Origin of the sequence: Cellulosimicrobium sp. Marseille-Q4280 (genome assembly GCF_943181405.1) — a bacterium.
GTDB lineage: Bacteria > Actinomycetota > Actinomycetes > Actinomycetales > Cellulomonadaceae > Cellulosimicrobium.
The window spans coordinates 1-14,561 of record NZ_CALPBY010000010.1 but is presented as its reverse complement, the minus strand read 5'-3'; the positions used below and the strand labels follow the sequence as shown (position 1 = coordinate 14,561).

General features: G+C 73.7%; 9 protein-coding genes and 3 tRNA genes. 3 read left to right on the top strand and 9 right to left on the bottom strand.

The genetic code is table 11. The features are described 5' to 3' along the window. Positions 1-19: 19 nt before the first annotated feature. From NFS20_RS21765 to NFS20_RS21725, 9 genes are all read right to left on the bottom strand, one after another. The gene (locus NFS20_RS21765; protein WP_251153867.1) at positions 20-943 is read right to left on the bottom strand and encodes an ATP-grasp domain-containing protein; all 924 of its coding nucleotides are present in this window, start codon (positions 941-943) and stop codon (positions 20-22) included. A gap of 56 nt (positions 944-999) precedes the next feature. Further along, on the bottom strand, positions 1,000-2,562 hold the full coding sequence (locus tag NFS20_RS21760; RefSeq protein WP_251153866.1) for a dihydrolipoyl dehydrogenase family protein: 1,563 nt from the start codon (positions 2,560-2,562) through the stop codon (positions 1,000-1,002). Between the two features lie 132 nt (positions 2,563-2,694). Further along, a complete protein-coding gene (locus NFS20_RS21755) occupies positions 2,695-4,341 on the bottom strand; it encodes a monocarboxylic acid transporter (protein ID WP_251153865.1) in 1,647 nt (548 codons plus the stop codon). Further along, entirely contained in the window at positions 4,338-4,688 is a 351-nt protein-coding gene (locus NFS20_RS21750; RefSeq protein ID WP_251153864.1) for a DUF485 domain-containing protein, read from the bottom strand. Before NFS20_RS21750 ends, NFS20_RS21755 begins: the two co-directional genes overlap by 4 nt. Before the next feature lie 177 nt (positions 4,689-4,865). Next, on the bottom strand, positions 4,866-5,633 hold the full coding sequence (gene trmB / locus NFS20_RS21745) for a tRNA (guanosine(46)-N7)-methyltransferase TrmB (RefSeq protein WP_251153863.1): 768 nt from the start codon (positions 5,631-5,633) through the stop codon (positions 4,866-4,868). A gap of 85 nt (positions 5,634-5,718) precedes the next feature. Continuing rightward, entirely contained in the window at positions 5,719-9,531 is a 3,813-nt protein-coding gene (locus NFS20_RS21740; protein WP_251153862.1) for a metallophosphoesterase family protein, read from the bottom strand. A gap of 319 nt (positions 9,532-9,850) precedes the next feature. Continuing rightward, positions 9,851-9,926, bottom strand: a tRNA-Lys gene (locus NFS20_RS21735). 58 nt (positions 9,927-9,984) lie between these two features. Then, positions 9,985-10,060: transfer RNA gene (locus NFS20_RS21730), tRNA-Lys, on the bottom strand. 115 nt (positions 10,061-10,175) lie between these two features. After that, the gene (locus tag NFS20_RS21725) at positions 10,176-10,472 is read right to left on the bottom strand and encodes a GroES family chaperonin (RefSeq protein ID WP_251153900.1); all 297 of its coding nucleotides are present in this window, start codon (positions 10,470-10,472) and stop codon (positions 10,176-10,178) included. 120 nt (positions 10,473-10,592) lie between these two features. On the opposite strand from NFS20_RS21725, the gene bcp reads away from it, so the two are divergent. The 3 genes from bcp to NFS20_RS21710 all read left to right on the top strand — a co-directional run bounded on the left by bcp (position 10,593) and on the right by NFS20_RS21710 (position 14,500). Beyond that, positions 10,593-11,087 (top strand): thioredoxin-dependent thiol peroxidase, encoded by a 495-nt coding sequence (gene bcp / locus NFS20_RS21720; RefSeq protein WP_251153861.1) that lies wholly within the window; start codon positions 10,593-10,595, stop codon positions 11,085-11,087. A 99-nt stretch (positions 11,088-11,186) separates the two neighbouring features. After that, a tRNA-Leu gene (locus NFS20_RS21715) sits at positions 11,187-11,268 on the top strand. Positions 11,269-11,440: 172 nt separating this feature from the next. Further along, positions 11,441-14,500, top strand: coding sequence for a glycosyl hydrolase (locus tag NFS20_RS21710; RefSeq protein WP_251153860.1), 3,060 nt, complete (start codon positions 11,441-11,443; stop codon positions 14,498-14,500). Positions 14,501-14,561: the final 61 nt, after the last annotated feature.

The window sequence follows — 14,561 nt, the reverse complement described above, 5'->3', positions numbered from 1 at the left end:
CGCAAACGTGTCGGTCGGCTCAGCGGCGGACGCGGGCCGCGATCGCGTCGGCGAAGCGGTCGAGGGCGCCGGGGGCGAGCGCCATGAAGAGCGACGGCTCCGTGAGCTCGAGCTCGATGACGACCGGCCCGCCGTCGTTGCCGTTCACGAGGTCGACGCGCGCGTAGAGGAAGGACGACGCGTCGCCGTCGGCGACCGCGTCCGCGGCGACCGCGAGGGCGTTCTGCGCGACGGCGACCTGCTCGTCGGTCGCGGTGAACGGGCTCATCTCCTCCTGCTGGTACAGCCCGCGCGTCGGGCGGTGCGGCCCGGTGAGGAGCGCGTTCTTGCGCACGGCGTGCGACAGCTCGCCGTCGACGAAGACCAGGCCGGTCTCCCCCGCGGTGTCGACGCTCGTCACGTAGGGCTGCACCATGACCTCGCGCCCGGAGACGAGGAGGTTCTTCGCGTGCTGGATGGCGAGGCCGCGCGAGTGCGCCTCGCCCGACTGGTAGCGCCCGGTGTCCTTGGCGCCCGCGCTGACCACGGGCTTGATGACGAAGTCGCCCTGCGCGGGCAGCCGCGTGTGGATCGCGCGCGACGAGAGGTTGCGCGCCGGGTCGAGCCAGAGAGTCGGGATGACGGGGACCCCCGCCTCCTCGAGCCCGCGCAGGTAGCCCTTGTCGGTGTTCCAGCGCAGCACGCGCTCGGTGTTGAGGATGCGCGGGACGCGCGCGGCCCAGGCGACGAACTCGTCGCGGCGGGCGGAGTAGTCCCAGGTGGAGCGCACGACGACCGCGTCGAAGGCGTCCCAGTCGACGTCCGGGTCGTCCCAGACCGCGGGTGCCGCGTCGACGCCTCGGGTGCCGAGCGCTCGGACGAGCGGGGCGTCGTCGCCGTCGAGGTCGGGCAGGACGGAGCACGTCGCGAGGGCGACGCGGGGGGCGGAGGTCTCGGTCGTCACGGGTCGAGACTAGGTGACGCGGCGCGGGCGCGGGGAGCGGGGCGCCGAGGGGCGCGTCACAACCCGTACTCCTCGAGGAACCGGAGCCAGACCTCGCTCACCGTCGGGTAGGACGGCACGGCGTGCCACAGGCGGCCCAGGGGCACCTCGCCGACGACCGCGATCGTGGCGGCGTGCAGCATCTCGGCGGCGTCGGGACCGACGAAGGTCGCCCCGACGATCACGTCCCGGGACGTGTCGACGACGATCTGGGCGGTGCCGGCGTAGTCCGTCGCCCGGACCGAGGCACCGGCGACGTTCGCGAGGTCGTACCGGACGACGCGCACGTCGAGGCCGGCGTCGCGCGCGGAGCTCTCGGTGTGCCCGACGGCGGCCACCTCGGGCCGCGTGAACACGACCTGCGGCGACGCGACGTGGTCCGCAGTCGCCGCGTAGCGCGACCAGGGGGCCGGTGCGTCGCCGGCGACCGGCGGCGCGTCCCCGGAGGTCGGGGCGTCCGCCGTGCCGGCGTCGCCGAAGCGCGCGGCGATCACGTCGCCCGCGACCCGCCCCTGGTACTTGCCCTGGTGCGTTGTCGCGACCCGACCGGTCACGTCGCCCGCGGCGTACAGCCAGCCGCCCTCGACGCCCTGGACGAGCATCGAGTCGTCGACCTCGAGCGCCCGCCCCGGCCGCAGGCCGAGCACGTCGACGCCGAGGTCCTGCGTGCGCGGCGCGCGCCCGGTCGCCACGAGCACGCGGGCTGCTTCCACGGGGGTCAGGTCCGGGCCTTCGCCCCCGTCGGGGCCGGTGGCCTCCAGCACGAGGTGCGCCCCGCCGTCGGGCAGGGGTTCGACGGCGCTCGCTCCCACCCCGAGCCGCACGTCGACGCCGGCGGCGCGCAGCGACGCGGCGACGGCCTCCCCCGCGAACGGCTCGGTCCGCCCGAGCAGCCCGCCACGCGAGAGCACGGTGACGCGCGCACCGAGGTCCGTGAGCGCGAAGGCCATCTCGCACGCGACCACGCCGCCGCCGACGATCGCGACGGAGTCGGGCACGTCCTCGACCGCAGTCACCTCGCGGCTGGTCCAGGGGCTCACCTCGGCGAGCCCGGGCACGTCCGGCAGGACGGGCACGCTGCCCGTCGCCGCGACGACCGCGTACCGGGCGGTGAGGAGGCGGGACGGAGGAAGGTCGTCGACGTCGGCGTCCCGGTCCTCCGCGACGACCTCGACCTGCCGCTCCCCCACGACGCGTCCGAGCCCGCGCACGAGCGAGATGCCCGCACCCTCGACCCAGCCGACCTGGCCCTCGTCGTCCCAGTCCGACACCATCGAGTCGCGCCAGGCGAGCACCGCAGCGACGTCGAGGTCCCCCGGCGCGGCGACGCCCGGGACGCCCGCCGCCTCGGCGCGCACCGCGCCCGGCCGCAGCAGCGTCTTCGACGGGATGCATGCCCAGTAGGAGCACTCGCCGCCGACGAGCTCCGCCTCGACGAGCGCGACGGAGAGTCCCGTGCGGCCGGCGCGGTCGGCGACGTTCTCGCCGACGGGCCCGCCCCCGATCACGATGACGTCGTAGGTGTCGGTCGGAGCGGTCCCGGTGGTCGGCGTCGCGGTCGTGGGGATGTCGGTCGTCATGCGTCCATCCTCACGTCAGCGCCGCCGATCCGCTCCCCGGCACCGCCGTGGCACGCCGAACCCCGGGCTGCGCGCCGCTCACGACCTGGAACGGCGCACGACCCGGGGTTCGGCAGGCGGGGTGCCCCACGGTCAGTGGACCGTCGCCTTCTCGGCGCCGGCGCCCGTGAGGGAGCGGACCTCCATCTCGGCGAACTTCTCCGGGTGCGGCTTCTCCTTGCTCAGGTACGTCCCGACGATCCCGAGGAGGAACGCGAGCGGGATCGACACGATGCCCGGGTTGCTCAGCGGGAAGATCGCGAAGTCGACGTCGGTGTTCTTGATCATCGACAGGCTCGCGCCCGTCACCGGGTCGACCTTGCCCGACACGACGGGCGAGAGCGCGATGAGGACGATGCACGAGATGAGCCCGCCGTACATGCTCCACAGCGCGCCCGACGTGTTGAACCGCTTCCAGAACAGCGAGTACAGGATCGTCGGGAGGTTCGCGCTCGCCGCGACGGCGAACGCCAGCGCGACGAGGAATGCCACGTTCTGGCCCTGCGCGAAGATGCCACCGAGGATCGCGAGGATCCCGATGACGACGACCGTGATGCGCGCGACCCGCACCTCACCGTCGGGCTTGACCTCGCCCCGCTTGATGACGTTGGCGTAGATGTCGTGCGCGAAGCTCGCCGCGGCCGTGATCGTCAGGCCCGCGACGACCGCGAGGATCGTCGCGAACGCGACGGCCGAGATGAACCCGAGCAGGATCTCGCCACCGAGCGCGAACGCGAGCAGCGGTGCCGCGGAGTTCACACCACCTGGTGCGGCGGCGATGGTCTCCGGCCCGACGAGCGCGGCGGCGCCGTACCCGAGGACGAGCGTGAACAGGTAGAAGATGCCGATGAGCCAGATCGCCCACACGACCGAACGGCGCGCCTCCTTGGCGGACGGCACCGTGTAGAACCGCATGAGGACGTGCGGCAGGCCGGCGGTCCCGAGCACGAGAGCGAGGGCGAGCGAGAGGAAGTCGAGCTTCGTGGTGCCGCTCGCGCCGTACTGCTTGCCCGGCTCGATGAGCGCCTCGCCCCCGGGGCCGGCCATGTCGATCGCGCCCTGGAACAGGTCCGAGAGGTTGAACCCGAACTTGGCGAGCACCCAGAACGTCATGACCGCGGCGCCCGCGATGAGGAGCACCGCCTTGATGATCTGCACCCACGTGGTGCCCTTCATCCCGCCGACGAGCACGTAGAGGATCATCAGCGCACCGACGACCGCGACGACGACGCTCTGGCCCACGGTCGAGTCGACGCCGAGCAGGAGCGCGACGAGCCCGCCCGCCCCGGCCATCTGGGCGAGCAGGTAGAAGAACACGACGGCGAGCGTCGCGATCGCGGCCGCCATGCGGACCGGTCGCTGCTTGAGGCGGAACGACAGCACGTCGGCCATCGTGAACTTGCCGGTGTTGCGCAGGAGCTCGGCGACGAGCAGCAGCGCGACGAGCCACGCGACGAGGAAGCCGATCGAGTAGAGGAACCCGTCGTAGCCGTTGATCGCGATGGCGCCGCAGATGCCGAGGAAGCTCGCGGCGGACAGGTAGTCGCCGGCGATCGCGGTGCCGTTCTGCGGTCCGGTGAAGTTGCGCCCGCCGGCGTAGTAGTCGGCCGCGGACTTGTTCTGGCGGGACGCGCGCAGCACGATCACGAGCGTCACGGCGACGAAGACGGCGAAGATGGCGACGTTGACGACGGGGTTGCCGACGTCGGTGGCCTCGGCGGCCAGGAGGTGGTGGTTCACAGCTCGTCCTCCTCGATCTCGCGGCGCAGCTCGTCAGCCGCGGCGTCGAAGCGTCGGTTCGCCCAGCGGGCGTAGATCATCGTGATCGCGAAGGTGGACACGAACTGCCCCAGCCCGAAGAGCAGGCCGACCGTGATGTTCCCGGCGACGCGGATGCTCATGAAGTCGTGCGCGTAGCTCGCGAGCAGCACGTAGACGAAGTACCAGACGAGGAACAGAGCGGTCATCGGGAACACGAAGTTCCGGAAGCGTCTGCGCAGGTCCTGGAACTCCGGCGAGCGTTGCACGCGCTGGTAGTCGGTCTCCTCGGCGGGCACCTGTCCGGGTGCGGCCGGTACGTCGGTCATGACGCCTCCGTTGGCTCATGGAGAGCACGACGTGCCGCCGGGTGCTCGACGCCCACGCGACACCGCGTGCTCGGGGCGACGTTCTCGCCCCCGGCACAATGTGCCGTAGATCACTTTGGTCCGCAAGGACCTCTTGCGGCCGGTCCGGTCACCGGGTGCCGCACCCGCCCCGCACGGTCAGCGACGCACGTACTCGAGGTCGGTGATGACCCGCCCGACGGCGGTGCCCTTGCGCTCGAACCCCGTGAGCACCCGACCCTCGAAGCGCGGGGCGACGCCGCCCGGGCCGTGGGCGTTGGCGAGGCCGGGTGCGGCGTCGAGCACCTCGACCATCTGGTCCGCGTACCCGTCCCAGTCCGTCGCGAGGCGCAGGACCCCGCCCGGCGCGCCGTCGTCCGGCGCGCGCAGCACGCGCTCGACGAGCGTCGCGAACGACGGCGTGACGAGCCGGCGCTTGTGGTGGCGCGACTTGTGCCAGGGGTCGGGGAAGAAGACCCACAGCTCGTCGACGCTGCCCGCGGGCAGCGTCGTGGCGAGGACCTCGACGGCGTTCACCTGGAGGAGCCGCAGGTTCGTCAGGTCGCGCTGCGCCGCGCGCAGGACCGTCTGTGCGAGCCCGGGCGTGTAGACCTCGACCGCGAGGAAGTCCGTCGACGGGTCGGCCGCGGCAGCCGCCACGACGGCCTCGCCCTGGCCCGATCCGATCTCCACGACGAGGCGGGCCGAGCGCCCGAAGAGCACCGCGGGGTCGAGCACGAACGACGGATCGACCGACGTGCGCGCGACGTCACGCGGTGCCTCGACGAGGTAGCGGTCGCGGTGCTCGTCCCAGGCTCGCTGCTGGCGGGTGCCGAGGCGTCCGCTGCGTCGCACGAACGACACCGGCTGGGTGCGGTAGCGAGGGCTCTCCGTCGCGGGGGTCGTCGTGGGGGTCGGTTCGGGCACCGCACCAGGGTACGCGCGCACCTCGGCCCCTGGACCGGTCCAGTCCGGTCCGGTCCAGGGGCCGAGGCTCACGTCTCGCGGGGCGTCAGCCGCAGGTCACCGCGTCGTGCTCCACGTCCGCGGCGAACGAGCGACCGTCGCCGATCGCCGTCACCTGGACGGTGCCCGCCTCGACCGAGCCGGAGCGGACGGCGAACGACTGGTACGCCGAGCGCCCGGGCTGGACGTCGGTCACGGTGCGCGAGCCGAACGGCGTCGCGAGCGTGACGTCCACCGGCACGGTGTCGTCGTTCGTCGCCCGGACGGCGACGTACGCCGTCCCGGCGAGGCACTGGGCGCGCGCCGTCGTGCTGACGACGAGTCCCTCGGGCGCGGGCGCCGTCGTGAACGACCGCACCGGCGAGACCGTGGTGCCGCCGCCGGCGCTCGTGGCCGTGACGGACCACGCGTACCGGGTGCCTGCCTCGAGCCCGTCCCACGTCACGGTCGCGACCTCGCCCGACGGCACGGTCGCGGAGCCGATCTCCTCGGCCTCGCCGAACAGCGACACGGCGTCCGTCGACAGGGTCGTCGTGCGGCTCGTGAGGTCGACGGGGACCGTGAAGTCGTCCTCACGGCCGTCGTACCGCTGCTCGTCGTCGTACTCGGTGGCGCCGAAGTCCGACAGCCACGGCGAGTACGTGTCGACGATCATCTCCGAGCGGTCGACGTCGAACTGCAGCAGGCGCAGGAAGCTCGCGCCGAGCCGCAGGCCCTGGTCCGGCGTGTAACCACCCACCTCCGTCAGGCCCGCCTCCTCGGCCGTGACCTCGTAGAACTGGTAGTCGGCGAGGAGCTCGACGACGCCGCTGCCCGTGCCGGTGTCCTGGCGCACGTTGATGCCGACGCCGTGCCGGTGACCGGCGAGCACGAGGAACACGTTCTCGTTCGGCTCGACGACCTTGGCGTGCACGAGGCGGCCGTCCGGCGTCGAGATCTCCGAGCCGCGGCCGTCGGGGTTCGGGCTCGGCACGAGGTAGTCGTGCGTGAGGACGATCGCGTTGCGGTCGGCGAACTGCTCGAGCACGCCGTCGGCCCACGCCGCCTCCTCGTCGGTCACGCCGTACGACAGGTACACGGCGACGAAGTCGAGGCCGCCCGCCGTGAAGAGGTCGTAGTGGTTCTGGTTGTCGCCCTCGCGCCACGGCCCGCCGTAGGACGCGTCCTCCCAGCCCTCGGACAGCGCCGCGTAGCGCTCGGGCCCGTAGAACTCGTTGAACAGCGCGCCCGGGCCGTTGTCCTGGCCCGTGAGGTTGTCGTGGTTGCCCGCGAGCACGCCGTTGGGGATGTTCGCGTCGTCGAGGAGCCGCTGCGCGGACGACGAGAACTCGAACTCGCCGCGGACCTGCGCCGCCATGGCCTCGTCGGCCGGCACCCGCGTGTAGTTCTCGTTGACGTCACCGGTGTGGCCCACGTAGGCGATGTCCCGCTCCTCGGCGTTGTCCACGACCCACTGCACGAGGTCCGTGTAGGTCTTCGCCCACACGGCGCGCTCCTCCGGCGTCTCCTGCTCGACGGCGCCCTCCGACAGGTACTGCGTGTCGGTGAAGTGGACCATCGAGAAGTCGTAGGAGTCGCGCGGGGCGAAGTCCGTCTCGTCGCGCGAGCCGCCCGCGGCGATGTCGTCGGCGAACGGGTCGGTGCCGGTGACGAGCACGTGCACGGTCCCGTCGTGGGCGTGTCGCGCGCCGAGGACCGCGGTCAGCTCCGTCGTGCCCTCGACCGCACCGCGCGCGGACCCGAGCGGGGCCCACGCGGTGCCGTCCCACACGTGGAGCGTCGCGAGGCGCTGCGGATCGACCACGCCCTCCCAGCGCACGACCTGACCCGTCGCGTCCCCCTCGGCAGGGATCTCGAACCGCTGGTAGGCGACGTCACGGCTCTTCGCGGAGTCGAGCGTCGCGTCGTCGCCGGGGACGAGCGCGTCGACCGGTGCGAACTGCTCGCCCTCGACGTGCAGCGTCGTGGGGAGCGACGTCGTCTCGCCCTGGGCCGCCAGCACCGGGGCGCTGGTCTCGGCGCGCGAGAAGGTGGCCGTGACGTCGCCGCCGCCGGGGACGGCGACGCGCGCGCCCAGCTCGACCGAGCCCTCGACGCCGGTCGTCCCGTGCGCGGGCGTCAGGTCGGCGGGGACGTCCGGGATGCCGAGGCTGGTAAACGCGATCTCGTGCGTGCTCTCGTTGCCGAGCACGTCCGTCGCCGTGACGACGAGCACGTGCTCGCCCGGAGCGAGCCCCGGACCGACGAGGGCGCCCGACTCGACGGCCTCGCCGTCGAGCGTGACGTGCGGGCCGTCGAGCACTCCCGACGCGTCGGTCAGCTCGACCGCGAGCGTCGACGCCGTCGAGAGCTCCGCGCCCGTCGCCGGGGTGCTCGACGCGACCGCCGGGCCGGTGTTGTCGGTCGTGACCGTACGGGACGCCGTGGCGCCCGCGGCCGTCGCCGACGTGATGACGTGCTCGCCGTCCGCGAGCGTCGCGGTGTCGAGGTCGGCACGCAGGCCGGGGGCCGGGGCGTCCTCGTCGCGGACGACGTCGAAGACGAGGTCGACCTCGCGCGGCTTCGTCGTGCTCGTGCCGCAGTCGCCGTCGCCCAGCGAGTACGACGGGGCGATGCCGACCGGCGTCGCGGTGCCGTGGCGCGGCTCGAGCGCGATGCCCGAGATCGCGAAGTCGTCGCGGTTGTCGCCGCACGCCGTCGGGAACGTGCCCGTGACGAACCGGACCGTGTTGCGGCCGGGCACGAGGTACGCGTTCGGCACGTCGAGACGCACCGTCTCGCTCACGTAGTCGCGGTCGACGAGGTCGATGCGCTGGCCGTTGACGAGCAGGTGGTTCGTGTAGCGCGCCTCGATCGAGTTCGACCCGACCGTGAACGCGAAGACGGAGGACCCGGCGCCGAGCGTCTCGGTCGTCGCGAGCGCCGTGCCGTCGACGGCGATGCCGGTAGGCGCGTCACCGCCCTCGGGAGGCGACGCGAGGACGGTCTGCAGGCCGTCGAGCAGCGCGCCGTCGGCGGGCGTGATCGCCGGCGCGCCGGGGGCGGAGTTGTTCACGGTGACTGCGCTCGTCGCGGTGAGGCCCGCGGCGGTCGTCGCCGTGAGCGTGTGGGCGCCGTTCTCGAGCGTCGTGGTGTCGAGCTCGGCGACGAGTCCCGTGGTGGCCGCCGGGTCCTGCGCGAGGTCGAAGGTCAGGTCGGCGCTCTGGACGCGGGCGGTGTTCGTGCCGCACGACCCGTCGCCGAACGCGTAGGAGAAGCTGTTGGCCGAGCCGTCGGCGGCCTCGCCGAGGAGCTCGAGCGACACCTCGGTGACGTCGTAGTCGTCGTAGTTCGTGCCGCACGACGTCTCGACCGTCCCGACGACGAACTGGACGTCGTTGACGCCCTGGACCAGGAGGTCGGTCGGGACGTCGAGCGCCACGCGCTCCGAGACCATGTCGCGGTCGAGGTCGATGCGCGCGCCGTTGACGAGCACGTGGTTGCCGTAGCGCCGTTCGATCGAGTTGCTGCCGACGTCGAACAGCAGGCGGGCGGTCGCGGGGGTCGGCGTCGCGGCGAGGGGCGTGCCGTCGACCGCGAGCTCGGCGACGGCGTCGCCGGCCATCACCGGCTGGGCCTCGACGGGCACCGTGCCGTCGAGGTAGGTCCCCGTCGTGGGGTGCAGGACCGGCGTCCCGCTGGGCTCCTCCGGGCCGGCGGCGGCCGCGCGGGCGGCGCCGGCGGACGAGGTGGTGGCCGAGCCCGGCGCCGCGGTGGCGGCCGCGGGGACGAGCACCCCCGCGGCCAGGGTCGCTCCCAGCGCGGCGGCGAGCGCGCGTCGTCTTCTCCGGGTCCGGGGCGTGTGCACGAGAGCGTGCATCGGGTGTCCTTTCGTCGTCGACAGGCGAAGGGCACGGCCCGACCGGTGTCCGGAGCGTCCGTCCCCGCACCGGACCCTTCCGGGCAGGGGTGAACTCTCGGACGCGGGCGGACGAACGGGGGGAGAACGACCGGCGAACGGTCCCGCGCCGAAGGGCTGCAGCACGGCGGGCGGCGGGCGGCGGGCGGCGGGCGGCGCTCGGGACCGTGGGCCCCGTCGCGCGGGCCGGCCTCCGTCCGCCGGGAACGACGCAGGCCGCCGGGAACGACGCAGGCCGCCCACCCGGGGGTGGACGGCCTGCGAGCGGCGGCTGCCGCGGTGGTGCGCCATCAGGGACTCGAACCCCGAACCCGCTGATTAAGAGTCAGCTGCTCTGCCAATTGAGCTAATGGCGCATGCGGGAAGGACACGAGCAGCAGCCCGGGATCCCGGGCGTCGGCCAGTGTCGAAGAGTGGTGCGCCATCAGGGACTCGAACCCCGAACCCGCTGATTAAGAGTCAGCTGCTCTGCCAATTGAGCTAATGGCGCGCGAGAGAAAACACTAGCAGCAGCCGGACCAGGGGTGGAAATCGACCCGGGTGCCCGACCTGTGACGTCGGTGACACGGGCCGACCCGGGCCCGTCCCCCCGGGAGGTCGCCCCGCTAGAGGTACAGACCGGTCGAGCCGCCCTCCTCGACCTCCTGCGACACCGCGTGGACGTCGCGTTCGCGCAGGAGCACGAGGTCCTTGCCGCCCAGCTCGACCTCGGCGCGCTCGTCCGGGTCGAACAGCACGCGGTCCCCCACCGCGACCTGGCGCACGTGCTCGCCCACGGCCACGACGACGGCCCACCCGAGCCGCTTCGGCCCGACCGCCGTCGCCGGGATGACGAGGCCGGCCGAGCTCTGCCGCTCGCTCGCGTCGACCTCGGGGTCCACGAGGAGGCGGTCGTGCAGCATGCGGACGGGGAGGTCGGCGGGGCGCGAGGTGGGGGCGGACGTCGTCTTGCTCACAGCCACAACGCTACCCGGGTCACCTACCCTCGGAAGGACACCCGAGTCCCGGACCGAAGGAGATCCATGTCCACCACGTCTGCCCAGTCCCAGCGCCTCGCCGTCGGCGACACCGCCCCCGACTTCAGCCTCCCCGCCGCCGACGGGTCCACCGTCACGCTCTCGGACCTGCGCGGGAAGCACGTCGTCGTGTACTTCTACCCCGCCGCCGGCACGCCCGGCTGCACGACCGAGGCGTGCGACTTCCGCGACAACCTCGCGTCCCTTCAGGGCGCGGGGTACTCCGTCGTCGGCGTCTCCCCCGACCCGGTCGACAAGATCGCGGCGTTCGTCGAGGCCGAGCACCTGACGTTCCCGCTCGTGTCCGACGTGGACAAGACCGTCCTCGAGGCGTACGGCGCGTGGGGCGAGAAGTCGCTCTACGGCAAGACCGTGGTCGGCGTGATCCGCTCGACCGTCGTCGTGGACCCGGAGGGCACCGTCGAGCTCGCGCAGTACAACGTCAAGGCGACGGGCCACGTCGCCAAGCTGCGCCGCGACCTGGGCATCGACCCGAGGTAGTGGGGCACGCGCCGAGCGGTGCACCCGCGGCCGGGCGATGCACGAGGTCGTGCACACGGCGGCCGTCGGTGCATCGCTCGGCCGTAGACTGACCACCGCGCGCGAGTGGCGTAACTGGCAGCCGCGCCAGGTTTAGGTCCTGGTGTCCTCGGACGTGCGGGTTCGAGTCCCGCCTCGCGCACCCTGCTCCCCCGGACGACCGGTCGGGAACCATCCCCCGCTTGCGGACGTGGCGCACCCTCGTACCGTGGACGTGGGAGCGCTCCCAGGCGGGCGTCCCGGCCCGGCGACGACGCCGGGCGACGAGCGCGGGACGACGAGGTGCCGCGCGTGACCCTCCGAGGTGAGACGTCGTGACCCACGACAGTGCACGAACGACCCCGACCGAACCCCCCCGCCCCGATCCGACCGGACCCGACCCCGCCGGAAGGTCGCGTCCGACGACCCGCCACGGCCGGTCCGGACGACGGCTGACCGCGGCGCTGCTCGCCTCCCTGCTCGCTGCGGGCGGGCTCACGGTGACGCAGGCGACGACGGCCGCCGCCGACACCGTCCCGGTCGGCTCGGGCAGCTACACGACGGACCCCGTCGGGCCGACGCCCGAGGGCTGCGCGGCGGTCGAGGCCGACCCCCGCGCGTTCGTCACCGACGACGCCCCGAGCACTCCCCTGCCGACCAACGACTGGTGGACCTCGCTCGCGTACAAGCGGCTCGACTGCGCGTGGAGCGCCCCGCTGCACGCCCACCCGGCGTCGTACCAGCCCGGTCCGCAGGGCCTCGGCATCTCCTACACGACGACGCCCGCGATCTCGGGCTCGGGTGCCGGTGTCTCGGAGTACCACTACCCGTACGTCGAGGACCTGCGCGCCGGGGTCTCGGGCCTCGCGGCGCCGCACGTCGCGGTGGACGACTGGACCGACTGGACCGTCTCCCCGCTCTGGGACGACGGCGCCCGCACCCTGCGCGCGACGATCGGCCACGGGCTGCCCTTCGCCTGGTTCGAGGCCACGGGCGGTGACGCCGTCCTCACCGCGAGCGCCGCGCCGGAGGTGTGGCTGTCCGACGGCGCGCGCCTCGGCCTGAGCGTGAACGGCCACGACTACGTGGCCTTCGCACCGCCCGGGGCGTCGTGGACCCGTTCGGGGACGACGTTCACGGCACCGCTCGGCGGAGACGGCTTCTTCTCGGTCGCCGTGCTGCCCGACGGCGACCCCTCCGCGCGCGCCGACCTCGCCGACACCTACGCGGCCGCCGCGTACGCGCCGGTGACCGGTACGACGGCGGACTACGCGTACGACGAGGCGACGGCGCGCGTCACGACGACGTACGCGCTCGAGACGACGCCGTGGCCCGGCACCCCCGAGGCGTCCGGCACGGTCGCGGCGCTCTACCCGCACCAGGCGGCGCACCTGGCCGGGACGTCGCCGTCGACGGAGCCGCTCGACGCGACGTACACGTCGGCGCGCGGCGACCTGACCGTCCTCGCGGGCGTCGACGCGTTCACGACGCAGGACGCATTCCGTGGCGTGCTGCCCGAGGTCCCCGCGGTCGCGACGTCGTCCGGCGCGGACCGCGCGCAGCTCGAGGCGTACCTCGACCAGGTCGCGGGCGACCCGCTCGGGCAGCTCGGCGGAGACACGTACTGGACGGGCAAGGCGCTCGGGCGCGCGACGCGCGTGGTCGAGATCGCCGACCAGCTCGGCCGGACGGCACAGCGCGACGCCGCGCTCGACGCGGTGCGTGACGTCCTCACGGACTGGTTCACCGCGACGCCCGGCAAGACCGAGCGCGTCTTCGCGTACGACGACGCGTGGGGCACGCTCATCGGCTACCCGGCGTCGTACGGGTCGGACAAGGAGCTCAACGACCACCACTTCCACTACGGCTACTACGTCGCCGCGGCCGCGACGCTCGCACGCTTCGACCCGCAGTGGGCGCAGGAGTACGGCGGCATGGTGGACCTCCTGGTGCGCGACGCGAACGGCTACGACCGGGACGAGACGCTCTTCCCGTACCTGCGCGACTTCGACGTCTACGCGGGCCACGACTGGGCGTCGGGCCACGGCGCGTTCGCGGCGGGCAACAACCAGGAGTCGTCGTCGGAGGGCATGAACTTCGCCGGGGCCCTGATCCAGTGGGGCGAGGCGACGGGCGACCGCGAGGTCCGCGACGCCGGCGTCTACCTCTACACGACGCAGGCCGCCGCGATCCAGCAGTACTGGCTCGACGCCGACGGCACCACCTTCCCGGAGGGCTTCGACCACGAGACGGTCGGCATGGTCTGGGGCGACGGCGGCGCGTACGCGACGTGGTTCAGCGCCGAGGCCGAGATGATCCAGGGCATCAACACGCTCCCGATCACCGGATCGCACCTGTACCTGGGCTACGCGCCCGAGCGCGTGCGCGAGCTGTACGCCCACCTCGAGACGGTGAACGGTGGCCCGCCGACGGTCTGGCAGGACATCCTGTGGAACTTCCTCGCGCTCGGGGACGCGGACGCCGCGCTGGCGAAGGTCCGCGCCGGCTACCCGACGCCCGAGGAGGGCGAGTCGCGAGCGCACACGTTCCACTGGGTCGCGAACCTCGCTCGTCTCGGCACCGTGGACACGGCCGTCACGGCGGACCACCCGCTCGCCGCGACCTTCGTGCGCGACGGCGCACGCACGTACGTCGCGTCGAACGTCTCCGCCCAGGACCTCACGGTGACGTTCTCGGACGGCACGACGCTCGACGTCGCGGCCGGCACCACGGGGACGACCGGCGCGAGCACGTGGAGCGGCGGGGGCGCCGTCGGCGGGCCGGTCGTCCGCGGCGCCGGCCCCACGCGCCGCCCCCGACTCGCGTACGGCGTCGAGGGACGCGGCGAGCGGGGCCCGGCGCGCATGAGGGCCGCCGTCGGGCGCGCGCCGAGCCACGCCGCGACCTCCCCGCCCCGGGCCGCCTGCGCGCGCCGCGCGGCCGTCCCCCTCGCCCCGCCCGGCGCCGCGGGGTCCGCGTTCCCCCCCGCCGGCGCGCTCTCGCGCGACCCCCGGCCCCCGCCCCTCTCTCTTATACCCATCCCACCCTTCCCACCACGGCGACCCTGTGGCTCGGCGCGCTCCGCCCTCGCGCTCATCCTCGACCCGGACAGTCGCCCCCCCGCCCCGCACCTCGGGATGTCCCGCGCGGCCCGTCCCGACGAGCCCGCCGCGCCCCCCCTCGTCCTCCCCGCTCCCGCCGTGGTCCACGCTCCGCCGCGCGCCGACCCCTTCCCCCCCGACCCGCCACCCGCCGCACCCCCCGGCGTCGCCGGCGACGACGAGCGCGTGGCCGTGGACCGGGGACGTGTCGCCCGTGACGGACAGGCCACCAGCGGGCAGCTCGACGGCGGGCCCGGCGTCGGCAGCGGCCGGCCCCGCGAGGAGCGCCGCTGAGAGGCCGACGGCGAGCGCGGACGCGGCGGCGAGCAGTGCGCGGAGCCCGCGCCCCCGCGGC